The organism is Sporosarcina sp. USHLN248, from assembly GCF_037144575.1.
GTDB lineage: Bacteria > Bacillota > Bacilli > Bacillales_A > Planococcaceae > Sporosarcina > Sporosarcina contaminans.
Genome location: NZ_JBBCZC010000001.1, coordinates 138,199 through 162,464, shown reverse-complemented (window position 1 = coordinate 162,464; position 24,266 = coordinate 138,199). Strand labels below are relative to the sequence as shown.

28 protein-coding genes are annotated in these 24,266 nt (G+C 39.7%); 7 read left to right on the top strand and 21 right to left on the bottom strand.

The window, feature by feature from the left end; translation table 11 throughout:
• Nucleotides 1–119: 119 nt before the first annotated feature.
• The 5 genes from WFH04_RS00735 to WFH04_RS00715 all read right to left on the bottom strand — a co-directional run bounded on the left by WFH04_RS00735 (nucleotide 120) and on the right by WFH04_RS00715 (nucleotide 5,883).
• Complete coding sequence (locus tag WFH04_RS00735; RefSeq protein WP_336822128.1) at nucleotides 120–857, bottom strand: sulfite exporter TauE/SafE family protein; 738 nt, start codon at nucleotides 855–857, stop codon at nucleotides 120–122.
• Nucleotides 858–1,002: 145 nt separating this feature from the next.
• Complete coding sequence (locus WFH04_RS00730) at nucleotides 1,003–1,440, bottom strand: GNAT family N-acetyltransferase (RefSeq protein WP_336822127.1); 438 nt, start codon at nucleotides 1,438–1,440, stop codon at nucleotides 1,003–1,005.
• Nucleotides 1,441–1,455: 15 nt separating this feature from the next.
• Nucleotides 1,456–3,684, bottom strand: a complete 2,229-nt coding sequence (helD, locus tag WFH04_RS00725) for an RNA polymerase recycling motor HelD (protein ID WP_336822126.1) — start codon at nucleotides 3,682–3,684, stop codon at nucleotides 1,456–1,458.
• A gap of 400 nt (nucleotides 3,685–4,084) precedes the next feature.
• Nucleotides 4,085–4,774 (bottom strand): GNAT family N-acetyltransferase, encoded by a 690-nt coding sequence (locus WFH04_RS00720; protein ID WP_336822125.1) that lies wholly within the window; start codon nucleotides 4,772–4,774, stop codon nucleotides 4,085–4,087.
• Nucleotides 4,771–5,883, bottom strand: a complete 1,113-nt coding sequence (locus WFH04_RS00715; protein ID WP_336822124.1) for a mandelate racemase/muconate lactonizing enzyme family protein — start codon at nucleotides 5,881–5,883, stop codon at nucleotides 4,771–4,773. The genes WFH04_RS00720 and WFH04_RS00715 overlap by 4 nt, the downstream gene beginning before the upstream one ends.
• A gap of 238 nt (nucleotides 5,884–6,121) precedes the next feature.
• Here WFH04_RS00715 and WFH04_RS00710 point away from each other — a divergent pair, with 238 nt between their 5' ends.
• Complete coding sequence (locus WFH04_RS00710; RefSeq protein ID WP_336822123.1) at nucleotides 6,122–6,985, top strand: YitT family protein; 864 nt, start codon at nucleotides 6,122–6,124, stop codon at nucleotides 6,983–6,985.
• Between the two features lie 34 nt (nucleotides 6,986–7,019).
• On the opposite strand, the gene WFH04_RS00705 is transcribed toward WFH04_RS00710, so the two are convergent.
• From WFH04_RS00705 to WFH04_RS00685, 5 genes are read right to left on the bottom strand one after another with little or no spacing between them, the layout of a single operon-like run.
• Nucleotides 7,020–7,850 carry an ABC transporter ATP-binding protein gene (locus tag WFH04_RS00705; RefSeq protein WP_336822122.1) on the bottom strand — a complete coding sequence of 277 codons (831 nt, stop codon included), beginning with the start codon at nucleotides 7,848–7,850 and terminating at the stop codon, nucleotides 7,020–7,022.
• 14 nt (nucleotides 7,851–7,864) lie between these two features.
• Entirely contained in the window at nucleotides 7,865–8,590 is a 726-nt protein-coding gene (locus WFH04_RS00700; RefSeq protein WP_336822121.1) for a hypothetical protein, read from the bottom strand.
• Nucleotides 8,562–9,461 (bottom strand): ABC transporter ATP-binding protein, encoded by a 900-nt coding sequence (locus tag WFH04_RS00695; protein WP_336822120.1) that lies wholly within the window; start codon nucleotides 9,459–9,461, stop codon nucleotides 8,562–8,564. The genes WFH04_RS00700 and WFH04_RS00695 overlap by 29 nt, the downstream gene beginning before the upstream one ends.
• Nucleotides 9,462–9,476: 15 nt before the next feature.
• Nucleotides 9,477–10,631: a hypothetical protein gene (locus WFH04_RS00690; protein ID WP_336822119.1), complete on the bottom strand. Its 1,155-nt coding sequence runs from the start codon at nucleotides 10,629–10,631 to the stop codon at nucleotides 9,477–9,479.
• Between the two features lie 21 nt (nucleotides 10,632–10,652).
• The gene (locus WFH04_RS00685; RefSeq protein ID WP_336822118.1) at nucleotides 10,653–11,864 is read right to left on the bottom strand and encodes a hypothetical protein; all 1,212 of its coding nucleotides are present in this window, start codon (nucleotides 11,862–11,864) and stop codon (nucleotides 10,653–10,655) included.
• Between the two features lie 179 nt (nucleotides 11,865–12,043).
• Here WFH04_RS00685 and WFH04_RS00680 point away from each other — a divergent pair, with 179 nt between their 5' ends.
• A complete protein-coding gene (locus tag WFH04_RS00680) occupies nucleotides 12,044–12,949 on the top strand; it encodes an AEC family transporter (protein ID WP_336822117.1) in 906 nt (301 codons plus the stop codon).
• Between the two features lie 67 nt (nucleotides 12,950–13,016).
• Here the strand turns inward: WFH04_RS00680 and WFH04_RS00675 are convergent, their stop codons facing one another.
• From WFH04_RS00675 to WFH04_RS00665, 3 genes are all read right to left on the bottom strand, one after another.
• Nucleotides 13,017–15,065: a TRAP transporter permease gene (locus WFH04_RS00675; RefSeq protein ID WP_336822116.1), complete on the bottom strand. Its 2,049-nt coding sequence runs from the start codon at nucleotides 15,063–15,065 to the stop codon at nucleotides 13,017–13,019.
• Entirely contained in the window at nucleotides 15,058–15,576 is a 519-nt protein-coding gene (locus WFH04_RS00670) for a DUF1850 domain-containing protein (protein WP_336822115.1), read from the bottom strand. Before WFH04_RS00670 ends, WFH04_RS00675 begins: the two co-directional genes overlap by 8 nt.
• A gap of 92 nt (nucleotides 15,577–15,668) precedes the next feature.
• The gene (locus tag WFH04_RS00665) at nucleotides 15,669–16,646 is read right to left on the bottom strand and encodes a TAXI family TRAP transporter solute-binding subunit (RefSeq protein WP_336822114.1); all 978 of its coding nucleotides are present in this window, start codon (nucleotides 16,644–16,646) and stop codon (nucleotides 15,669–15,671) included.
• A 369-nt stretch (nucleotides 16,647–17,015) separates the two neighbouring features.
• On the opposite strand from WFH04_RS00665, the gene WFH04_RS00660 reads away from it, so the two are divergent.
• On the top strand, nucleotides 17,016–17,459 hold the full coding sequence (locus WFH04_RS00660; protein ID WP_336822113.1) for an NlpC/P60 family protein: 444 nt from the start codon (nucleotides 17,016–17,018) through the stop codon (nucleotides 17,457–17,459).
• Nucleotides 17,460–17,728: 269 nt separating this feature from the next.
• Here WFH04_RS00660 and WFH04_RS00655 read toward each other — a convergent pair whose 3' ends face one another.
• Complete coding sequence (locus WFH04_RS00655) at nucleotides 17,729–18,292, bottom strand: phosphatidylglycerophosphatase A family protein (RefSeq protein WP_336822112.1); 564 nt, start codon at nucleotides 18,290–18,292, stop codon at nucleotides 17,729–17,731.
• 171 nt (nucleotides 18,293–18,463) lie between these two features.
• On the opposite strand from WFH04_RS00655, the gene WFH04_RS00650 reads away from it, so the two are divergent.
• From WFH04_RS00650 to WFH04_RS00640, 3 genes are all read left to right on the top strand, one after another.
• Nucleotides 18,464–19,186, top strand: a complete 723-nt coding sequence (locus tag WFH04_RS00650; RefSeq protein WP_336822111.1) for an alpha/beta hydrolase — start codon at nucleotides 18,464–18,466, stop codon at nucleotides 19,184–19,186.
• 86 nt (nucleotides 19,187–19,272) lie between these two features.
• The gene (locus tag WFH04_RS00645) at nucleotides 19,273–19,788 is read left to right on the top strand and encodes a YjcG family protein (protein WP_336822110.1); all 516 of its coding nucleotides are present in this window, start codon (nucleotides 19,273–19,275) and stop codon (nucleotides 19,786–19,788) included.
• Between the two features lie 3 nt (nucleotides 19,789–19,791).
• The gene (locus WFH04_RS00640) at nucleotides 19,792–20,226 is read left to right on the top strand and encodes a GNAT family N-acetyltransferase (protein WP_336822109.1); all 435 of its coding nucleotides are present in this window, start codon (nucleotides 19,792–19,794) and stop codon (nucleotides 20,224–20,226) included.
• A gap of 55 nt (nucleotides 20,227–20,281) precedes the next feature.
• Here the strand turns inward: WFH04_RS00640 and WFH04_RS00635 are convergent, their stop codons facing one another.
• From WFH04_RS00635 to WFH04_RS00605, 7 genes are all read right to left on the bottom strand, one after another.
• Complete coding sequence (locus WFH04_RS00635; RefSeq protein ID WP_336822108.1) at nucleotides 20,282–20,593, bottom strand: hypothetical protein; 312 nt, start codon at nucleotides 20,591–20,593, stop codon at nucleotides 20,282–20,284.
• A gap of 79 nt (nucleotides 20,594–20,672) precedes the next feature.
• Nucleotides 20,673–20,924: a stage VI sporulation protein F gene (locus WFH04_RS00630; RefSeq protein WP_336822107.1), complete on the bottom strand. Its 252-nt coding sequence runs from the start codon at nucleotides 20,922–20,924 to the stop codon at nucleotides 20,673–20,675.
• An 18-nt stretch (nucleotides 20,925–20,942) separates the two neighbouring features.
• Complete coding sequence (locus WFH04_RS00625; protein WP_336822106.1) at nucleotides 20,943–21,074, bottom strand: YjcZ family sporulation protein; 132 nt, start codon at nucleotides 21,072–21,074, stop codon at nucleotides 20,943–20,945.
• A 79-nt stretch (nucleotides 21,075–21,153) separates the two neighbouring features.
• On the bottom strand, nucleotides 21,154–21,516 hold the full coding sequence (gene spoVAE, locus WFH04_RS00620) for a stage V sporulation protein AE (RefSeq protein WP_336822105.1): 363 nt from the start codon (nucleotides 21,514–21,516) through the stop codon (nucleotides 21,154–21,156).
• A 9-nt stretch (nucleotides 21,517–21,525) separates the two neighbouring features.
• The gene (locus tag WFH04_RS00615; protein WP_336822104.1) at nucleotides 21,526–22,530 is read right to left on the bottom strand and encodes a stage V sporulation protein AD; all 1,005 of its coding nucleotides are present in this window, start codon (nucleotides 22,528–22,530) and stop codon (nucleotides 21,526–21,528) included.
• Complete coding sequence (gene spoVAC, locus WFH04_RS00610) at nucleotides 22,524–22,979, bottom strand: stage V sporulation protein AC (RefSeq protein ID WP_336822103.1); 456 nt, start codon at nucleotides 22,977–22,979, stop codon at nucleotides 22,524–22,526. The genes WFH04_RS00615 and spoVAC overlap by 7 nt, the downstream gene beginning before the upstream one ends.
• Nucleotides 22,979–23,377 (bottom strand): hypothetical protein, encoded by a 399-nt coding sequence (locus WFH04_RS00605; protein WP_336822102.1) that lies wholly within the window; start codon nucleotides 23,375–23,377, stop codon nucleotides 22,979–22,981. Before WFH04_RS00605 ends, spoVAC begins: the two co-directional genes overlap by 1 nt.
• 129 nt (nucleotides 23,378–23,506) lie before the next feature.
• Between WFH04_RS00605 and WFH04_RS00600 the strand changes: the two genes are divergently transcribed.
• The gene (locus WFH04_RS00600; RefSeq protein ID WP_336822101.1) at nucleotides 23,507–24,067 is read left to right on the top strand and encodes a CotY/CotZ family spore coat protein; all 561 of its coding nucleotides are present in this window, start codon (nucleotides 23,507–23,509) and stop codon (nucleotides 24,065–24,067) included.
• Nucleotides 24,068–24,266 lie beyond the last annotated feature (199 nt).

The following is a 24,266-nucleotide window of genomic DNA, read 5'->3' as shown; positions in this document are numbered from 1 at the left end:
AGAAAAACCAGAACGTTCATAGGAAACTCGAATTGAGCGCATCCTTATCGTTCTGGTTTTATGGATTCTTCCATTTTTCGGTTTTTTAAAAAAACTGCTTGGTTCTGACGAAGACTTTTTTAAATATGAACGTTTTCGATGACGATTTGTATGATTAACGCAATCGTCACTATACGTAATATCGGTTTGACGTATTTTGGATTGATTTTCTCCGCGATACGGACTCCTAATTGAGCGCCCGTTACAGAACCTAAAAGAAGCGCAATTGTTAATGGCCAAATAATATTTCCCGATGCAATATACGTAACCGCTGCACCTAAACAGCTAAAAAAGGTTGCAAACCGTACGTAGCCTACCGCTTGGATATAAGATATTTTTAAGTAACTGAACAAATACAGCATGAGTGTGCCTTGTCCGGGTCCGAAAAGTCCATCATACATACCGATGCCAAATAGCCCGGGAATGCTCACTTTTCCTAATTTCAATCGTTCCTCTCCTGAGAAATCTCCTTTACCTAAGAAGGATGTAATAAATGCAAACAGCAAAAGAATAATGGCGAGTATATATAAATGCTGTCCGGACAGTTTCGTCGCGATAAGCCCTCCCGCTGCACCACCTGCCAAACTAAGCGGCATAATCCATATACAATCCTTCAAGGAAATCCGCTTTCGCTTTAGCAATACGAAAAAGCTTGAAAAGGAGCTAACTGTATTCGAAACCTTATTTGCGCCGATTGCTGAGTGGATTGGAATACCTAATAAAAGCATGACTGGCAAGTTGATTAAACCACCTCCCCCTGCCAACGTTCCCAAAGTCGTAGCAATAAATCCGATAAAGTAAAGTACTACCCATTCCATCCGAGCACCTCCATTCATACTTCTATTATACGCTGTCAACTCCATAAGGAAATTCAAATGTTTTTATAAAAAGTGATAAGAATAAATTATAAAAGACCATCCCCATTGCCAAAGGAGACGGTCAATCGTACTCGATTTTATAGCTTTACAACGTTTTTTCCATAGTAATTCGATGAATGCCATCACTGTCGACAAAAGTATCGACTATATCAAACCCGTGTTGAATATTAAGGATAAGCATTTCCTTCCATTTATTCCTTGTTTTCGTTTCAATCATTGAATAGCCTGCCTCAGCAATTAATTGATGCTGCTTTTTCATAAGCTTAGAGGCGATGCCCTTCCCTCTATACTTTTCTTGGACGGCGCCATACCAGCTATAATAGCGCCCCGGAGATTGTTCGTAACCAATTTTGTAGCCAACTACTTTTCCCGAATCGACAGCAGCAATGACTAAGACGTTATGTTTCTCTACTATTTTTCTTTCCAAATCGGTCGCATTTTGAAAGATTTCATCATGCACGTTTAATATTCCCTGCATTATTTCTTCATCTGGCATTCGCCAAAACGCTGCAATTTGAATCAATGGCCTCTCTCCCGTTCATCCTTTTATCACTTTTTCAATAGATGAAGAAAGCAAATGCAATTCATGCATCGGCCTCGTCATCGAAACGTAGAGCAATTTACGATCAATCGGATTGTTCCGAAATGGATCTTCGAAATCTGCGATCAACACCGCATCAAATTCGAGCCCTTTCGATAAATGACTAGGTACGATCAATAGGCAATCCCCATCAATTTCCGATTCCTCTTCCAATAATTGAACGAGCATTTCTGTTTTTTTCAATTGTTTATAGATTTTCTTTGCCTCTGAATGTGTCTTACATAGTAATGCTACCGAACGATGTCCTCGTTCGATAATTTCATTGTAAATGACCGATATTTTTTCCTGATCGATCGCTTCCATCTGATAAAATTTTGGTGCGATGCCATGTCGCACGACAGGTTCAACGAGAGGCAAATCTTCATCCATCTTTACAAGAACTTCATTGGCCAACTCCATAATTTCAATCGTTGTCCGATAACTTTTTTGCAAAGTCGTATAGGTGGCACGGGGGAACAATTCTTTGACCGGTTCCCATGAGGTGAGCGCCCGATAGCTATGGATCCCTTGAGCTAGATCGCCAACCATCGTAAACATATCTGTCTCCAAACCATCCTGTAATGCTGCAAGCTGAAAATAACTATAATCCTGTACTTCATCAATGAACACGACGCGCATTTTCCATTCATCCGCTATTCCCTTAAGCTTCGCATGCAAATAATACAATGCGGCCAAGTCCTCAATTTCCCAGATTTCAGCTTGATGAGCAGCCAAAAAAGCATCCCGATCGGCATCAGACCAATGGAATGATAATTCTTTCTGTAATTGTGGATCCGTCAACCATTCTCTATACAAATTTTTCACATTGAATTTTTTAAATTTGCGGAAGTACGTTGCAACTGTCTTTTTACCTTCCTTTTCAATCGAAGGAAGTCTTGTATCCCGTTCATCCATAATTTTAGTAATCATCGATTTTCGCTTTTCATCGTCCCGAATGCCATACAAAGCTTTGTCCAATGCTTCCTCATATTTATCCGATAAAAGTTTGTACAATTGCTTTCTTTTTCGATTCACCTCGGTTTGCATAATACGTTTAATCCGTTCAATACGCTTTTCAATCGGCAAATAACGAAAATCTTTCAGAAATAATCTTTTTAATCTTGAAGCCTTAATAATTCTATATTTTTCTATGTACACATCTTCAAATAGGTTTGCTGTACGATGCTCAATCATTTCAACGTATCTTTGCATAATTTCCCGATATTCCAATGAACCTTTCATACGGGAAATGAAAAGCGTATTCTCGTCGATTATGTCGTTCTCCATCAATTGCTCTAATGTGTCATTTGAACCTTTTACTTTCAGCTTAATTCCTGTGGAGGCTAAGATGTACTCTGTGAATGTCGTTTGACAAATTTTCCCTACCCCTAATTCTGGAAGCACATCGCTAATATATTCGATGAATAGTTTATTAGGTGCTAATATCATAAGCTTTTCAGGAGGAAAATCGAGTGGCCCCATTGTATAGAGGAAATAGGAAATCCGATGAAGTGCAATCGTTGTTTTACCACTTCCTGCCGCACCTTGTACGATAATCGGCTGTTTCAAGTTTGCACGAATAATTTCATTTTGCTCAGCTTGAATCGTCGACACAATTTCTGTCAGCCTAACATCGGCTTTGCCGGAAAGCGCATCCTGCAACAATTCATCATTTGTCGTCAAATCAATGTCAAGGACATCCAATAATTCGCCTTCCTCAATCTTATACTGGCGCTTCGAAAAAAGATGACCGTTAATTTCCTCATCTCTTACCTTATAGGTAAGATCACCTAACCTGCCATCATAATAGACATTCGCAACCGGTGACCGCCAATCGACGATGATCGGCTCCTGCGTTTCTTGATGAAAAACAGAGGTTTTCCCGATATAAAGGAATTCGTCCTTTTCCCCTTCTGCTTGGAAATGGATACGGGCAAAATACGGTTTCTGCCGAATCGCCTCCAAACCTTCTTTTTGAGAGCGTGCCATTTCAAAAAAACGCGCATTCGTCAAAATATTAATATAACTCATACTGGAATCTAAGTAGTCCAAGTCTGCCATTGCTTGGCGAATTTCATCTTGCGAGGATTTTACATCACGTTGAGACTCTTCCAAAAGTTTCTGCATGTACTGTTTCGTGTAGTCAAGCCGCTGCAATTCAAACTCAAAATCAGGATGTTTCTGCATAGACAGGTCCTCCATTTTGTGTATTATTTGCGTCCTGCTTCTTGTTGGTGAGATGTTGGGGATAATAAAGACGGAATTCGATTGTACCACTTTAGAATGTTTTGGGCAATAGCATTTTTCAGAATTATTATCAGCAGCTTTGAAAGCTTTTGCCCTATTGTTTGAATCAAATCTATCAACTCTAACTTTATTTCGAATGGTTTTATAGACTGTTTGGGCTGGCTCCCGGCAGCTTCGAGCTTGTTGGCTTGGTAGTCGAGCGGTTGGTGTCAGCTTCGAGCGCGGCGACAAGGATTCGAGAGGTTGGCTTCCTATTTCGAGCAGTTAAGAACCATTATCGAGCGATTCATTTGTGAATCTATATTTTTTCCAAAAAGATGAGACCGCCCGTACGACGCTCTCATCTTTTTTCATAGCAGACCATCCAGCCTCCATTAGACTCTTCGATACCCGTTCCAATCCAGCCATCTACCAATAAAGTTTGCTGCAATTCAGTATTAGACATGTCAACGAACTTGCATTCTTGTATTTCTCTTACAGCCATCTCCTGCTTTAATAAGTTTTTCATAAAAACATATCGCAGCAACCCGCCATATTTATTTTTCAAAGCAACGATATGCATACCTAAAGAAAACTTGTCCTTTAAGCTTGCAATATTGAATGGCGCTACTGTTGCGCAAATATAATGATACCGGTCACGGTCGATTGATTGCACTATTTGCTTGCCTAACAATTGTTGCAAATGGTTTCCTCGATAATCTGGATCGACATTTGATATTTCGGAGTATATTACATACGGCAATTGCTCGTCTGACAAACCCGCATCCTTGCCTAAATGCTCCTCGTCGTTTTCAGGCTGCAAAATTGCCCGGAATGCGATTAATTGATCGTGATGGAAGGCACCTAAAATTGCACCTTTACCTTGAAGAATAAATTTGAATTCTTCATCCGATAATGGCTGTAACGATGACGGGTTCGATAAAGATGCAATCACTTTATTTTGGAGTATTTGTAAATCCTTTAGAGCACTTTCATCCAAATACGCGGTCGTGACAATTTTGCCATTTAATAGCTCATATTGTTTTGTCATCCGATAACTTTCTCCGAATAAGCAGTCATGCGATGTAATGCTTCTTCATCAACATCAACGCCTAATCCAGCCTGCTCGTTTAACCGGATAAATGGGACGTGATAAGTAAGGTTTCCGATGTCTTCACTAAATTTAAGCGGTCCTGTCAATTCAACGCTCGTAATGATTTTTTTAGAAAATGCTACATGGAATCCCGCTGCTGATCCAACTGAAGATTCAACCATAGAGCCGATTTGGCATTCGATTCCCGCCATCTCAGCCATATGCGCCAACTTCATTGCTGGGTAAATACCGCCGCATTTCATCAGTTTTATATTTACCTTGTCTGCGGCTCTTTTTGCAATAATTTCACGCATTTCTCTTGCACCTTTCAATCCTTCATCGATCATGAGAGGCACATGCGTTTTCGATTTAATTTCCACCATTGCGTCAATATCATCCGCTTTCACAGGCTGTTCAAGCCAATCAAGGGAACAGTGCTCTAATGTATTCAAAGCCTTTAAAGTATTTGAGCTATTCACCCATCCTTGATTGACATCAACTCGAATTGCAATTTCTTCACCAACACTCTTGCGGACAGCTTCAATTCGTTTTACGTCTCCCAATACATCCGTTCCAACTTTCATTTTCAATGAACGGTATCCTTCAGCAACTCGGTCTTCCGCCTCTTTCGCCATTTTTTCTGGGGAACCGATGCTTAGTACATGTGTAATTGGGAATTCGTCATGGTATTTGCCGCCAAGCAGATCATACACGGGCACTCCTAATGCTTTTCCGACAACATCATAGCACGCAATGTCAATCGCTGCTTTTGCAGCTGGGGCACCGTAAATTTCAGCATCCATTCGCTCATGGATCCGTTCTATATGTGCGGGATTCATGCCGATTAGTTTCGGTGCGATCGTATTTTTTAATACTGCGAAAGTGCCTTCAAAGCTTTCGCCAGTAACATGATCATCCGGAACAGCTTCACCATAGCCGATCATCCCGTTATCCGTCGTCAACTTCACTATGATTGAAGGCATTGTGTCATAAGATGCATAACTAATAATGAATGGTTCATGCAATGGTAAATGAATCGCGAAGATTTCAATCTCAGTAATTTTCATTTTTCATAATCCTTTCAATACGTTACTATTCTTGAACTATTGTATCACTCAATCGCAATTTCCGATCAGTTTAAATCATAAATCGAGTGAATAAAATGCAAGATAACATGCAACTGCAATATCCAATGAATCATACACGAAGAATTTATACTTTGTTGTGATTAATGATAATGGTACACTAAAAAACATGATAACGCTTTATGCATATCGCAGATAACTATACAAAGGAGAGCGTTTTATGAAGAAAGAACATAAAAAAGAAAAATTGCGTTCTTTAATCCAAAGATATTTTTTTATTACATTAGGGGCAACTTTAGCAGCGGTAGCTTTGGAGCTATTCCTCATACCGAACTCCGTTATTGACGGCGGAATAATCGGTATTTCACTTATTTTGAATTTCATAACCGGGCTGCCGTTTGGGATACTCATTTTAGTGATTAACTTGCCGTTTTTATTTTTTGGCTATAAACATATCGGCAAAAACTTTTTCATTTCATCCACAGTTGCAATTATTTTATTGGCAATCATTGAATTCCCGTTGAAACCAGTTGGACCTTTTGTAACTGATCCGCTTTTGGCTACCGTATTTGGCGGCTTAATATTAGGTACTGGAGTAGGACTCGTCATACGGAATGGGGGAGCTTTAGATGGCACCGAAATTTTAGGGATTTTATTAACGAGGAAAATTCCATATTCTGTCGGTGAGTTCGTTATGTTCTTCAATATATTCATTTTTGCTTGGGCTGGGTTTGTCATGTCTTGGGAAAAAGCAATGTATTCTATCCTTACTTATTACATCGCATCTAAAGCAATTGATTTAGTGATACAAGGTTTGGAAGACACGAAAGCAATTATTATTGTGTCAGATGAGTATGAGGAGTTAAGCGATACAATTCATGAACGCCTTGGACGCACTGTTACGAAGCTGCATGGGAAAGGTGGATTTAATGACAATGAAAAAGACATCATTTACGTTGTCGTCACGCGTCTCGAACTCTCTAAGCTAAAACAAATAGTACGGGATGTAGACCCTTCCGCATTCCTTACAATTATGAATACGCAAGAAACATTGGGTGCGACTTTCAAGTCTGCTATCCATTAAAAAAAGCCTTGCAATTCCGTCTGCAAGGCTTTTTTCATACGGTTTTTAAATTTTTCTCTTCTTCGACGCGTTTCAACGCTTCCATTTTATTTACTGTCAAATACGGCCTTCCCTCATCCCATAAAACGCGAACGGGCACTTGATAAGCTTGAGATAAGTGCTCATCTGTCAAAACGGCATTTTTCTCCCCTGCTGCCACGATCTCGCCCTCTTTCAATAGTAGGACGTGGGTAATTTCTTCCACTACTTCTTCAATGTGATGTGTAACATAAATAACATGGCAACCGTTTTTTGTTACGACTGATAATGTATGTAAAAATTGTTCTCGCGACAAAATATCAAGGCCAGAACACGGCTCATCCATAATGAGCATCTGCGGTCGGTTCATTAATGCGCGGGCAATCATAATTCGCCTTTTCTCGCCTTCGGATAATAAATTGACGCGCTTCCCCTTCAAATAACTCAATCGGAAATCCTGCAGTAACTCATCTACCCGACGATAATCCTCCACAGAAGGCTGCTCATATAAGCCGAAGCTGGCGAATTTTCCGCTTACAACGACACGTTCGACCGTGTCATTTTGAAACATTTGAGAAAATCTTTCCAATGAACTACTTACGAAACCGATTTCCTTTCTTAATTCTGGCAAATTCGTCTCACCAAATCGGTTTCCTAATACGTGCACTTCACCTTCTGACGGGAATTGGTGGGCTGATACGATTGACAATAAAGAAGTCTTGCCAGATCCGTTTAACCCTAATATCGCCCAATGTTCCCCTTGCCGGATTTTCCAGTCGATCTCTTTCAAAATTTGTTGTTCGCCTCTTCGGAATGAAACTTGCTGTAAGTCAATGATGTGTTCCACCCTATTTCCTCCTTTCATTTTCGAAGCTCAAGTTGGCTCATCTTCGTGACCCGGATAATTTGACCTTCCTTAAGCTGTAAAACACTTTCTGTATTCGCTAAGTTCCCACCTAAAAACTCGTAAAGGAGAGGTTCCTTCCCCTCTTCAAAAATTTGAACATATCCTAAACCATAAGCTGTTGTTGCTTTGTATATGCCTGGTTCTATATCTATACCTACATGCCAAATCCCCGCAGATAAGTCATTTAAAAGCTGTGTTGTCGTCGGAGTAATGTTGATGGAATCATATCCGCCGTCAGCCCGCAACGTATAGGACTCTGCAATATCAATCGTCAAGCTGCTGACACCTGCATAGCTGCCGACGAGTTCTCGAAAAATGAGGTCTCCGGCACGATCGTATAAAAAGATATTTCCCGCAGGATGCCCTGTTATTGTATACCTTCCATCTGGTAGATTAATTTCCACTCCTTCTTGCGGAACGAGTGGAATATTTACTGACTCGGCGCCCGTATTACTTCTATCCATCTTTTCATAAATCGCTTCATGAACTTTGCCGATTAATTTTTCTTTTTCCGCACCAATAATTTCAGAATTTTCCACATACCGCAATTCTTTTTCAACAGATTTGCTTTTAGTAAACTGACAGCCGGAAAGGATAGTGTAGAACAAAATCGACATAGCAAGCATACAAAACCAAATGACACGTTGTTGCTCAAATTGTTTCAGCATAGTATTTTTCATAATACTCCACCGTCCCTAATGGCCCGACTGTCAATTCCTTCTCATGAAAGCTAAGCATATGCTCTATCATTTTCGTTTGCTCAGCTGCACTCATGCCTTGAAGTGGAATGCAAAGCAAGCGATGTGCAATGAATTGATGACGATCCGGCAGCTTCATTTCCTTTTTTATTTTATTGTACTTAGATAGATCCATTTCTACTTTTAAAAATGTTTCTTGATCAGCGGTGAATTTTTGTTCATGTACAATCGTGCCTGCTTTTAGAAAAATGACACGATCTGCATATAAATCTAAGTTTTCTAGTAAATGAGAAGCTACAAAAATCAACTTATCTTCCTTTTTCATTTCCATAAGACAATCGGATATAAGAGCCACATTGGAAATATCAAGGCCATTCATTACTTCATCCATAAGCATGACTGGCGTATTAGCCGCCATCATCATTGCAAAGCATAGGCGTTGCCGCATACCTAACGAATACGTACGGACTTTCTTTTTGACATAATGCCCCATATCTAAGCGTTCGATGATTGGTTGGACTCTTTTTGTCGAACCCGTCCACATTTTCGCATAGAGCTTCAAGTGATCAACGCCTGATAGTTCTTCAAACAAATCTTTTTGTTCAGGAAAAGTCGTAAGCATTTTATGAATTGATAATTCCTCTTTTTCATTCCGGTACGCCCATTTTCCGTCAAAGATCACTTGCCCTGAATCAGGCTTTATAAAGTTGGCCATTACGCTAAACATTGTTGTTTTACCAGTTCCATTTGGAGCTGCAACGCCAATGATTTCTCCTTTTTCCGCAACGAAATTCAATCGGTCTAATACGACTTTATCTTTATACGCTTTTGAAACATCCTTTAATGTCAACAATGATTGTTCCCCCACTCAAATTGAATTCAAAGAGGATTTCAGTTTTCGCACATGTTTCCATTTGTTCCACCCATATAAGAGGAAAACAACAATTACGTTTAAAATAAGGAGCCATGCAAACGTATGCTTAAAATCCATTTTGTCATTGCCAAACTTCATAGCCGCTTCCCCGCTCAATACCGAACCAATATCAATAAATTTAATCGGCTGTAAAAAATCTGCAGTTATACCTGCAGTAGCCATCAAATCTGGAAGCACAATAATGCCAAGCAGCGTTAAGACAGTTGCATACAAATTTTTTGTCATGTTGTTCAAAAATGCAGTTGCATAAAGCAAAAGCAAAGTGATGAGAGCAAAAGCGATGAGCATATCAAGGAAATATCTCGACACAGATACTGTAATAAATTGTCCGCCTTCGTATATAAGGACAGGGGAATTGAAATTTCCCCAACCTGCCTTTAAGGCAACGAAAGCCCCTCCTACAAATACACCAGCAATGATAAAAAACATAATTTGTATAAAATGGATAAGCACCTTGCCATGCATTTTTTGCATGAACGATATCGGAAATCCAGACATTACTGTTTTTTTCTGTTGATCATGCAGCATCATGCTGCTTCCCATAAGAAGGACGAATAGACAAAACAATAATCCACTTACTTGATCAATGGCGACAGGCAAATAATTGCTTGCTACGAAAGGATCCGGCTGAAGCGACAGCTTATGCTCTCTATAATACTGCAAACGAGCCGTTTCCTTATAAATTTCCTCTTTTGGAACAATGTAATTAGGATGAATTCCCTTATTGCCTAAATCATGCAGTTCAAGGCGCAGTTCATTTAACAGAAGTCCATCTTCTATATATTTTGCATCGTCTTCTTTTTTCCACAAATAAAATCGCTGCATATTAATTAGTGATGATTGCTGTGTCAAGTTGTTATAAATTTTCTCACCTTCTGTGGTCTCCCTCAATTCTTCCGGAAAAGCATTGAAAATTGTTTGAATGTGACCCGCTTCTTCATTCTTCAAAAACTGCATATCTTCAATATCCAATTGGCTGTAGTGCAAATAATACAACGGGAAAAATATAATGACGGCAACACCTAACAAACTATTTTTCCTACTTTGTAATAGAAGCTTCCATTCAAATCTTAAATAAGTTAAGAACATAGCTTAATCCTTCCTCTATTTTTATCCAAGTTGGTAAAACTGTCTCTTACTCACTATTTTTGACATGAAGAATACAAGTATTTCAATTAGCACGAAGGCTATGAGCAAAATGACAATACCTTTCGTATAAGTGATTGATTCAATATTTACTAGAAAATTTTTCTCCCCGGTCAATACATTCCCAATATCAAAATATGTTTGCGGGAAATAACTGATATCGATACCGAATAATTCCCTAGTCGTTCTTGAAAAATAAAATCGTTCTAAGAAAAGAATAAGACTGCTAACAATGAGGACGATCCATTCATTTTTAAACAATAAACTTAAAATGACATTGAGCCGGATGAATAGCAGCGATAAGAGCGGCACGACGATCAACGTTTTCGCTAAAAAATTGCCGATGGAAATGACATCATACTCTTCCAAAGTAAATCTCTGTTGTGCTGTCATAATCGGTACGTGCAAATCAAAATAACCGAAACCATATTGTAGCGTCATACAAATTACACCAATGAGAAGGATGGCAAGAAGAATCAATGTAGAATACATAAAAGCTGCAAACGATTTTAAATTCAATTGACGATACCAAGATAACGGTAAACCTATTAAAACTGTTCGATATTTTCGATCTCGTGTCAAAATATCACTGCTGAAAAAAATGACACAGAAAAGCATTATATAAATGCCATTTTCCTGTAAAAACTTTTGTAATGCTTGCAAACCTGTTTTTTCATACATCAATCCGAATGTTATCGGATAATCGTTTGATAAATAGTCATCGTATCGCATCGTCGTCTGATAATACAAATGCATACGATCCTTTCCCGGAAATGGAGATTGCTTAAATAAATGAGTGTCCTGCATATAATCGGATGGGTTTCCATCAAGTGAAAATGCACGTAAATGCAAGAACCTCGTAAAATTCCCGTCTTCATGGGCTTGTAGCATTGCACCATACAACCTCATGTAAAAGTCATTGTTGCCATAGACTGGCACTCCGGTATGGAATACAACTCCAGTTGTCCCTTTTGCTTCTCTCAATTTTTGCTCCACATCGAGATCAGCCAAATAATTGCTCATTTCTTCTTCAGAGAACGTCTCTTTCGTTTCCTTATTCGGTAAAATAATAAAGCAATAACTCAACAGCAATACACCTATAAACAACACAAACGGTAAATTGCGCTTACTCCTCGAAGTAATCAGAAATTCATGTTTTATATACGTTCGATTCATCACAGCTTCCCCTTTTATTTTTTCCCTCTCATTTTTCTATGCAGAGTAATTTTTTATAATTTTTTGTTCTTTCAGTCTACTATATCGAGATTAGCAACAGTTTTCAATACAATTTTACATGGCGCTCCTATCATGAAAAGTTTACACTGGAGAAAATACCTCTTTTGGAGATGGACATTATGGACTTATTGATTGTTATTTTCCCTGTCTTTTTCATATTTGCAGTTGGCTATGCAGGACAGAAACTTATTGGTTTTGATATTCGGACAATTTCAACAGCTGCGCTATATTTAATGTCCCCTTTCCTATCTTTTCGGACATTTTACACGAATCCTCTCACAATGGATTATTTTTATATCATCTTGTTTTCTGTAATTCTTTCGATTGTATTATTTTTCATAGTTTGGATTTTATCTTTTGCAATGAAAGCTACTAGATCAGAACGGTCTGCTATGATATTAGGAGCAGTTTTTATGAATAGCGGTAACTATGGCGCACCGGTTGTGCTTTTCGCGTTAGGTGCAATCGGGTTTGACTATGCGGTTATCATGATGGTCTTTCAGTCTCTCTTAATGAATTCATTCGGTATTTTCTTCGCATCCATCGGTGGCCAGGAACGTGCCAATTGGAAAGACGCTTTGCAAAGAGTGGCTAAAATGCCGCTTATATACGCGGCAGCATTTGGGATTGCATTGAATTTAATGCACGTGAGCATTCCGAGCCTCTTTATGGATGGGATCAGCTTAGTCGCGGATGCTTCCATTCCAACGGTAATGTTAGTATTGGGCATGCAGTTAGCGACAATTGTCCGAAAAAAAGTGACCTATCACTATGTCACTGCTGTAGCGATACTTCGGATGTTCATTTCACCAATAGTTGCTACTGCAATTTTATTCTTTATGCCTGTCAACGATACGCTTCGGAATGTAATGATTATTCAAGCTTCCATGCCAGCTGCAGCCAACACGACAATGTTTGCGCTGCAGTTTGGCACGGAGCCAGATTTAGTCTCTTTCACAACGTTTATTACGACATTGCTTAGCATCGTCACGATTCCAGTCATATTATTTTTCATCGGTATTTGATCTGCATGTATTTCTAAACAATAAAAACCCCGCCCGGCTATGTAGCCAGTGACGGGGGTTTCCTTCGTTACGCAGTAATCGTTTCATTTTTGTTTGGATTGTTTTTCGTTTTCACCTGAATAATTAATAGGACAAGGAAAATTCCTAATCCAACAATGTCTGTTATTGTTTCCGGGAAGATTAAGAGCAATCCAGTTGCTACAATGATAATCCGTTCGATCCAATTGCATTTCCTGTACCAATAACCGATCATACCTGCACCGATGGCTACCATCCCGGTAATAGCTGTAATAACGACCCATATGATTTCAAGCGGTGAGGAATCAATCATTAATAACGCTGGATTGAATACGAACATATACGGAATGATGAATGCTGCAATCGCCAACTTTGCGGAGTTTACACCCGTTTTGATCGGGTCTCCTCCTGAAATTCCTGATGCAGCAAAGGCGGCTAGCGCTACTGGAGGCGTAATATCCGCGATAATTCCGAAATAGAAAACGAATAAATGAGCCGAAATCGCAACGACAACGGGCACTGTTGTTCCTGGCCCCATTTCTCCGCCCATAAGCAAAAGAATAATAGCCGGTGCAGCAATTGTAGAAGTAATAACATAGTTTGCTGTTGTCGGCGAGCCCATTCCTAATATTAGCGCGGCAAACATTGTAAAGATCAAGGTTAACACGATATTTCCACCAGCCGCGGATACTAACCCATTTGCCAAACTTAAACCTAATCCCGTTTTCACAACGACACCAACAATTATACCAGCACACGCAGTAGCAGCTGCAACAGCCAAAGCAGTTCTTGCTCCATCCACTAACGCATAAATAATGTCCTTAATTCCAAGTCTAGTCGATTTATCAAATGCACTTACGACTAATGTAAGAACGATACCTAATAGAGCAGCTTTCATTGTTGGAATTCCTAATAATAAGAAAAGTATAATCCCCAAAATAGGAAGCAGCAAATAAATCTTTTTTAATGTCGCCTTACGATCAGGTATTTGATCGGGTGACATTCCCTGTAAGCCGACACGCTTCGCTTCGAAATGTGTCATAATCCAAATTCCTGTAAAATAAAGCAACGCAGGGATTGCTGCAGCCTTCGCAATTTCCCAATACGTCACACCGCCGATGAACTCAACCATCAAGAACGCTGCAGCCCCCATGATTGGAGGCATGATTTGGCCACCTGTAGAAGCAGCTGCCTCAACTCCACCCGCAAATTCTTTGCGGTAGCCTAACTTTTTCATCATCGGAATCGTGTATGAACCTGAACCGACAACGTTTGCGACTGAACTTCCAGAAATCGTCCCTTGAAGCGCACTTGAGAAAATTGCAACCTTTGCTGGTCCACCTGTCAATTTACCAGCCAATACGACAGCCAAATCATTGAAGTAGTTTCCGACCCCGGTCTTCACTAAGAAAGCACCGAAGAGTAAGAAGACGAATATGAAGGTAGCAGATACACTAATCGGCGTACCTAAAATTCCATCTGTCGTGAAAAACATTAATTGGACAAGACTATTAACGTCCTGGCCTCTATGTGCCAAAAAGCCCGGGAAATATGGACCGAAAAATGCATACACCAAAAAGATTGTCGAAATGATTGTAATTGGCATTCCAACTGCACGCCGAGCGGCTTCTAACGTCAAGAGAACTGCTGCAATACCAATGATCAAATCCATCGAAGATACACGCCCGACCCTGAACACAAGTTCGTCATAAAACAATGGCCAATAAAGCCCCACAGCAATCGCAATCAAAGATAGGATAATATCATAAAACGGGACCTTATTCCTTTTCACGCCAGGCTGCTTTTTAGCTGGAAACAGCAAGAAAATAAGCGATAATGCAAACCCAAGATGAATCGACCGCTGTATGTAAGCAGTGAACGGTGCGCCAATGGAAGTGTACAATTGAAAGATCGAAAACGCTAATAGCCCTCCGAAAACAACCCATTTTAAGATTCCTACTAAATCCCGTGTATTTGATTCAGGATCATATTTTTGAAGGATTTCAAGCTGTTCTTCTTCACTCAATGTATCCGCTTGCACAGCATTCGTCTCTAATTCTATTTTTGGATCTTGTTGTTTTTTATCCTTATTAACCATTCAGCTTAACTCCTTTCATCATATCGTATAAAGAGATCCGCTCTACTTCGAACAGGTATGATTTTCCTTTTGTCAAATGTTTTTTCAAGTTTACTTCTTCACCTTTATATCTGAATGCCAAGTCTGCATCGACATCACCAACAAAAAGCACAAACGAATCTACTACACGATTTTCAAAGGTTAATGTATAGATTCCATCTTCCACAGTTAATGTTTCGCCTTGTTCGGCATAGCCCGGCAAACCTATACCGACATCCTCATAGTTCATCGATAAAAATTGTATTTGACCGCGAGGTGTCACTCTATATTGCTCAAACACATTCGATAGAAAAATGGAGTGGACATATCGAATCTCGAATGCCTGCTCATCTTCCATTAGTATGTAATAGATTTTTGGATGATCCGATCGATGATCAGAAAATGTAAAAACCTTGAAAAGAGGCAGAAAAATGACGAGGACAATTATAAGCACGATTACTAGAATGAGTGAAAGCAAAATCCTTTTGTTCATCCGCCTTCTTCCTTTCTCATTCGCAATGAAAGAATGGGACGGATGAAGCTTTATGCCTCACCGCCCCGTCATGATACATGCTTATTCAATTATTATTGCTCGTCAAAATACTTTTGCGCACCCGGATGTACAGGAATTCCAATTCCATCAAGTCCTGTTTCAGCCTTAATTAAGGCACCTTTCGGATGTGTTAATTTTGAAGCATTGTCATAGATTGATTTTGTAATTTCATAGACAAGATCTTCCGGAAGCTCGTTTTGAACGACTAACATCGCACCGACAGATACTGTTGGTGTGTCATCAGCCAATCCATAAGTGCCTGCTGGAATGACTTCTTTTGCGTAGTATTGGTATTTCTCAATTAACTCATCAGCTTTTTCATCCGTTACAGGTACTACGAATACTTTTGAATTAGCATTCAAACTTTCGACAGCAGCAGTCGGAGTTCCTCCAGTGATGAATGCTGCATCAATTTGACCGGATTGCAAGCTTTCTTGTGATTCTCCGAAGTCAAGGTTTTGCGGCTGAATGTCTTTCATTGTCAAGCCGTGTACTTCAAGCAATTGCTCCGCATTCGCATAAGTACCGGAACCAGGAGCACCGACAGAAACCTTTTTGCCCTTCAAATCCTCAAATGACTTAATGCCCGTTTTCTCAGTCGTTACTAACTGAACTGTTTCGGGATAAAGTGCACCGATTGCAGATACGTTATCGATCACTTCACCATCAAACATCATTTCACCTTTTGAAGCGTAAGAAGCGATATCCGTTTGAACAAATGCAATTTCAGCGTCTCCGTCTTTTAGCGCTGTCATATTAGCAGCGGATGCCTGTGAAACTTCTGCCGTTGTTTTGATGCCAGTATCGGAACCGATCATATCAGCAAGAGCGCCCCCAAGCGCATAGTAAGTTCCTTGCGTCCCACCCGTCAAAATACTTAAGTAATCATAATCCTCTTTCGTTTTGTTAGAACCGGACCCATTGCTTGAATTATCCGAGTTACATGCAGAAAGAACGAGTACTGCAATTAATGAAATGAATGCAAGAATTCTAATTCTATGTTTCTTCATCCAGTTTCTCCCCTTTTATAGTTTGATAGTTACTAACTTAGAAACCATTCTAACATGAAAGGGCTCTCATTTGTCAACGTTCTATAAAAAATAGTCTGTAATTTGCAAGCGTTATCAGTTCAAACTTTTCACTCTAATCATTCACTTCGAATAGCCTTTAATAGATAAAAACAACAAACACCTAAATTAAATCATCTTTCAATTACAGGTTAATTACTCACAAATCGGTCGTGAAGTCCTATCGTATAATTAATGCATCTTAGATCGTAAGGTACTATAAATCGAATACTAATAATAAAATTATTAAGAAGGAAGTGGAGCCCATTTGGTTGAATATAGTACTTTACATCGATGCAAAGGAGATAGCGAATGAATAAAATATATGATTACTATTGTAACAATGCAATCAAGTGGGCAAAAAAACATTTAGGCTCAGAAGACTACCGCTTCATTTGCCTAGCTTTTGTTGAGGACGCTTTGGAAAGAAGCAATAATATTGAAATCTTTGGCGGAGATACCGCAAAAGAATCTGCTGATTTGTATAAAACAAATATGCAAACAGGCATACCTCCAGAAGGAACCTTTGTTTTTTATGATTGCTTCGGAACAATTAGCGGCGAGCGAAAAAATTGGGGGCATGTTGGATTATCGATAGGTAACGGAGAAGTGATCCATGCTTGGGATAAAGTAAGAATTGATCATTATCTTGATATAGAGAAGTTACCTGCTGCCATAGGCTGGCAACAACCAACGTTTATTGGGTGGGTGCCAATTGACCGTGTCATGGTTGGTTTTCAAAGGAAAATTTATTAGCGATTGCATTAAAAAGAGGCGTATTCTGTTTAATGAACAGCTTACTCCTCTTTCTTCGTTCCATTTCATTTATGCCATTTAATAGTAAAGCAATTCGTTTTGTAGTTGCCTTTTAATTGCCAAAATCTTTTATCCATTTTGGCAAAATTCGTACTCAAGGTCGTAGAAAGTCGTCAACTATACGGTACGTGAGCACTCGACATTTAAGTTTCGAAATGAAGTTTTAAGGATTTTTGCAATGTCTTCATGAATCGCCATTCTTTTTTCATCTACAAGCTATTCTGTTCGGATGCCTGATTTGCTTCCAAATACGTAATGCCCGCTTCATCCAAATCTCTTTTGCGATGGGCGAGGCGTGAAGCTGCACAGGAAGCAATGCTTGCGACAAGGTCATCAAGGAATGTATGCACTCCGATGCCCTTTTTCGTATCCAAGTCATTAATAATCCCAATTTTGTTTTTATCAAGATGGCCGAATGTCGTAACGGCGATTGAGCCATATGTGAAAACTGCCCCTAATGCGATTGTTTCATCCACCCCGAAAAGGCCTTCATCAGAATCGACGATTTGCTGCAACGGTGCCGAAAGCTTCCCTTGCTCTGCTAACTCATCCAATTCAATGCCTACCAATATCGCGTGCTGAAGTTCCCTTTTCCGCAAAACCTTTTCGACTGAATCAATGCATTCATCAAGATCCAGTCCTTCATTGTATGGCACTTGCATTTCATAAACTATTTTAGCTACATCTTCAAGCGTCACTCCTCTGCGAAGCAAAGCATCCTTTGTAGCTTTTGTGACGACATCTGAATGTACAATATTTTTTCCTGTAAACATGAAGTCCCCTCTTTTCCATCCCTTCGAACACATCTAATGATGTCTAATTGAAAGGCTGTTTATTTAAACCCGCAAAACCATTTGAATTTTCTGCGGTCTTTTAAGCATTATACCTGTTTACGGCAATATGTTACAATCTTCTTACATACCTGAAGAGGAGGAAGCATTTGTATGAATTACGGAAAGATAGAAGAGGTAAATCTTTTCAGCGAATCGCTGAATGAGGAAATGCAACTTCTTATCCATTTACCTCACCAATACTCTCCTTTATATAAATATTCAGTGCTGATCGCGTCTGACGGGAAAGACTATTTTCAATACGGGCGCCTTGGACGCGTAACAGATGAGTTAGTTCATGAAGGAGAAATTGAAAACATGATCATTGTAGGCGTTCCTTACAAAAGTGTGAAAGAGCGCCGAAGGATGTATCATCCTGAAGGCGACCGACATTTGGATTATATTCGCTTTTTAGCTCATGAACTTGTTCCATATATCGATCAAAACTATCCGACATACCAAGTAGGAAACGGAAGAGCTTTAATCGGCGATTCGTTGGCCGCTACAATTTCACTGCTCACCGCATTGAAATATCCGAATTGTTTCGGAAAAGTCATTTTGCATTCCCCTTATGTTGACGATTATGTGCTGGACAAGGTTGAAGCAGCAAAGGACCCTTCTTCCCTTTCTATCTACCATATTATCGGTGATGGGGAAACGGAAGTGCAAACTACCTCAGATGGCATACAGGATTTCTTAACACCAAATCGGAAATTAAATAAATTAATAAAAAGAAAAGGGTTTCCGTACTTCTATGAAGAATTTAATGGTGAGCATACTTGGAAATTTTGGCAACAAGATATTCCCCGTGCAATTAGGGAAAATTTCCATTATTAATGATTATAAACGGACAATTTCCTGTTCACCTGCTATAATTGGCAATATGAAGTGTGAACTAAACAATAACAAGGAGGTCTTTCATTATGAAATATGGCATTGTTGCATTTCCTTCTAAGAAACTTCAAGATCTTGCAAATGGGTATCGGAAACGCTATGATCCTCATTATTCTCTAATTACGCCTCATATGACGATTAAAGGTGTATTTGAAGCGAACGACAAGGAAATCGAACAAGTGGCAAAAGCGATTCATGAAGTTACTGAAAAGCATAGCCCATTCGAGTTAAACGTCTCTAAAGTAAGCACATTTGCACCTATTACGAATACAATTTATTTTAAAGTGACACCGAATGAAGAAATTTTATCTCTTCATAAAGACTTGAACGAAGATTTCTTCGGTGATCCGCCAGAATACTCCTTCGTCCCCCATATTACAATTGCCCAAAAACTGAGCTCCGGTGAACATGACGACATCATCGGGCAATTGAAAATGATCGGTGTAGACCATACCGAAGTGATTGACCGAATTCATTTGCTTTATCAGCTGGAAGACGGCTCATGGACTGTGTATGAGACATTCCGTTTAGATGAGGATAAATAAGAATTGTTCGAAGTGAAAATCGCTTGCACGGAAAAAGAACGGGACGATGCTTTTTTCGTACGGAAGAAAGTCTTTGTAGAAGAACAAGGAGTTCCTCTTAATCTTGAAATAGATGAGTTTGACAAATCAGCAACCCATTTCGTCGTCTATGAAGACGAACGTCCAATTGGAGCTGGCCGTATCCGCGAGATCCAAGAAGGAATCGGAAAAGTTGAGCGGGTATGCATTTTAAAAGAGTACCGAGGAAAACATTTAGGTAATTTAGCGATGAAAGCCCTTGAAAAGCAAGCGCAAGAAACAAAAATGAAAAAAATTGTTTTAAATGCCCAATCTTACGCAATTCCTTTCTACGAAAAATTAGGCTATGTCGTCACCTCGCCTGAATTTATGGATGCTGATATCCCTCACCGTGCAATGGAAAAAGATATCGAAGCTTAAATGCAATAAAGAAACCCGTCCTCGTATGCTGGACGGGTTTCTTATTGAAAAACAATCAAATATATTCGTTTACAACCATACCCTTGCCTACAATTCTTGCAATTCTATTAGACAAGTTTGCAGGATTTGGATGGATAAATCCTTTTTGATAGGGAGGCATAGAGGAAGTCGTGGCACGATTCCTTTGCTCACCGATTCTTTGCTGCTCATACTGAAGTTTTTTATCGAACTCTTCCATCATTTGTGGAGATAGATTCACTTTTCTCACTCTATTAATGTAAGCGAAGTTTGTTTGTTTCTCTTCTCCGATTGTCCGATTTGCATATATTTCAGACTGAATCGGCTGTATCGGCAATAGGTATCCCATGCGCACTCACCTCGTCATTCAATTTATTATAGTTTGTTAGCTCTATACCCGTTTTCCATTGTATGAAACATGATTTAGATTAATTACCTAACATGTTTTGAATATCGTTCAAATTGACCTGATTACCATCATTGACGATTGAACGGACCAAATCATCTTCTACATGTTGAGGTACGTGCTTATTTGCAAGCTGTCCAACCTTGCGCACAATTTTTCGAACTTGCCTCTCATCTTTAAAATCGGCAAACTGAATCGCGTTTGCTAATGCAAAAACCTCCTCCATCGGTACACCGGTCTTTGCTTCTATTTTTCTAAAAAAAGAATCGTTCATTATGTCAATTCCCCTCTCTTATATAAAACTGCATCCAACGATGATCAGCAAAATGAAGAGAACGACAATTAAAACAAATGTTGAGCCGTCGTATCCGCCTCTTCCATATCCGCCACCGTCATAATAGTTAGAATAGCATCCTCCAAACATAAAAATCCCTCCTTCCCTTCCATGTATCCTATGCGGATAATGGAGGAAAGAAGGGGGCGTTTGCACATTATTTTTTCTTTCAAATATTGCCTTTTGGCTTAAATATGAAAGAAGCGATGAACCCGAAGATGATTGCTGCACTGATTCCCGAGCTTGTCACTTCAAACATTCCTGTTAATACACCAACTAAGCCATGTTTCTCTGCTTCTGCCATGGCGCCATGTGTTAAAGAATTCCCGAATGAAGTGATCGGAATTGTAGCTCCTGCACCCGCAAAGTCGATAAGCGGTTCATAAAGACCTAAGCCGTCCATTATTGAGCCGGCAACGACTAATGCACAAAGTGTATGTGCCGGCGTTAGCTTAGCTACGTCAAACAAAAGTTGACCGATTACGCAAATTAAACCGCCTACAATAAAAGATGTAATATATATCGATAACAATCGGATCACTCATTTCATTTGGATTTCAACAGCATGTGCTATACAGGGGATTGTATCTCCCTGTTGATAGGACATCGGGGAAAGTAATGCCCCTGTAGCAATAAGCAACACTTTCTTATATTTATTTGACTTCAATTTATTGTATACATCGGAAAAATAGACAGCTGCCGAACACCCCGCTCCACTTGCTCCAGAGAAGAAGTCGGGGTGGTTTCCATAAAATTCTTTGCCGGCATCTCTAAAGTTTTCAAACTGTTTTACCCCTTGATTGCCTGCCAAAGTCTTAAATATTTCAAACCCTGTTTTCCCTAAATCCCCGGTCATAATTAGGTCATAATCGTCCTCAGTTGTGCCATGTCCTTCAAAATGACGCTGTAAAGTATCTGCCGCCGCAGGAGCCATTGCCGCCCCCATATTTAGCGGGTCGGTTAAGCCGAAATCTACCGCAGCGCCAATCGTCCCTTTTGTAATGGAAGGATTGCCTTCACGGTAAGGAACGATAACAGCTGCGCCTGCTGCTGTCACAGTCCACTGGGCTGTATCTGCTTTTTGTACGCCATATTCAATCGGATAACGGAACTGCCGCTCAATTGCATTATGTTGGCTTGAGGATCCTGCAACTGCTATTTTGGACATGCCTGCTTCTGTTAATAAAGCGGATAGGAGGAGTGACGAGACGGATGTAGCACATGCCGAGAAAAGTCCGATGAAAGGGATGCCTACTGTAGCGGCACAAAAATTGGTGGGCGTCATTTGGTTAACTAAATCTCCAGCGAGCAAAAAATCTGCATCGTTAGGGATTTTCTTTTTTTTACTGAGAGCAATTAATATTGCGTCTTCCATCAATTTTCCATGAGCTTGTTCATTTGTATCAACGCCACAACGTTCATCATCGTAAATTTTATCGAAACCGCCCTGGAAAGGGCTTTTCTTTTTTTCAAGTGGACCAGCAGTGACTCCTGTCGCAACAATTGAAGGCGTTGAAGAAAACGTCAATAAACCTTTTTTCACCATGAAACGACTCCTAACTTCACAAGGATCGTCTTAATGAGAGCGACAACAAATGCAGAAAAGACTCCGAATAAGATGACAGAGCCTGCCAATTTGAACATATTGCCCCCAACTCCTAAAACATAGCCTTCTGATTTATGTTCGATCGCTGCAGAAGCGACGGCATTGCTGAAACCAGTAATCGGAACTGCACTCCCCGCTCCCCCGAACTGTCCAATCTTTTTGTACACCCCGAAGCCCGTCAATAGCATGGCAATGAACACCATCGTTGCAACGGTCGGATTGCTTGCTGTCCTTTCAGTGAAATCAAAAAAAGTAATATAAAATAGAGCAATAAACTGACCGATTAAACAAATTGTGCCTCCCGTCAAAAACGCTTTTACCATATTTTTTAAAAGGGGTGTTTTTGGAGACATTTCTTGCTCCAATTTTCCATATTTCTTTTTATCCATCACGTTTCTTCCTCCGATAACGAAATCACATGCTTTATTTTTTTCTTTATTTTTTTATCTTCCTCTTGTTTGTCCAACAACTTCGATGTTTCCATTAAGATTTTGCTATCCGCCGAAACAGTTACTTCCATTTCAGGATACTCTTTTTCCAACTCTTTCTTGATCTCTTTTGCAATTTTACGTTTTGTAAACCTTGAAAACGTTTTTACTCGGATGCCAACTAATAATTGATCTTCATGAAAGAGTGCGGCTACTGCTTTTAGGCGTGTATCATCCTTAAATATTTCCTCCGCTTTGCCTTCGTTTTCTCCTGTATGATTTTCCACTCGAATTTCATTTGGCACGCATCCGGATAAGAGTAAAACCGTAAGGCAAAGGATCATTATTTTACGAATCAAGCGATTTCATCCCCCTTTTTTCAAAGTATGGCTTTCATGCTTGTTTTTATTCATATCCAGTGCATATGCCCTGTTCGCAATTACATAGGTGCATAAGGTATAGAGAGTTGAGAAAAGGAGGTGGTATGAATGGGATGTGGAAGAAATGAAGAAGTCGGAACTGCTCGAAAACACGACAACTGTATTTGTGAGGTTGTTCGTGCGATCAAACGCGTGCAGGATATCCGAGAGGATGTCGACTGTGACGATTGCAGAACAGACTGTTTCTTGACTCCGCTCGGTGGACTTACGAATCCGACAAGACACCGTGCCAATACACGTGTTTTCATGTTACTGGACGAAAAAGGAAATCCATTCAAAGCTATGTTCAATCAAAGAAGAAGAATGAGGGATGCCGACCTTTCTTCTAATAATGAACAAAATCGACAAAAGGATTGCTTCACTTGCTTTTCTATTTTCTTCAGAGTACAGAATATCTTTGATAATTGCTGTGCAACAATTCAAGTTCTTGAGCCACGAGATAGCAGGGGAAGAAGAGTGGACCTATTTAAAAATGGAAAACTTGATTTAGATGCTGTATGTGAAGTGGAGAACTTCAGAGCTACTGGCACTTGTGTAACAGTTGATTTAAAATGCTTCTGCGGCGTACAATGCGTAAGAGACGTATTTATTGATTGTGACGATGACTGATTCAAAACCTGCGATGCTCTCTGCCCGATCCAATCGGGCAGTTTTTTTATGTTGGTCCGAAAACTTGATTTTCATTCATTAAATTTCAATGGAAAATAAAAAATAGAGACTAAATGAATATTTAGTCTCGCAGACTGTAGACAAAGTATCTTTTACTTTGTTTACAGTCCTTTTAAGGTTTGTAGTCATTTGATAAGTG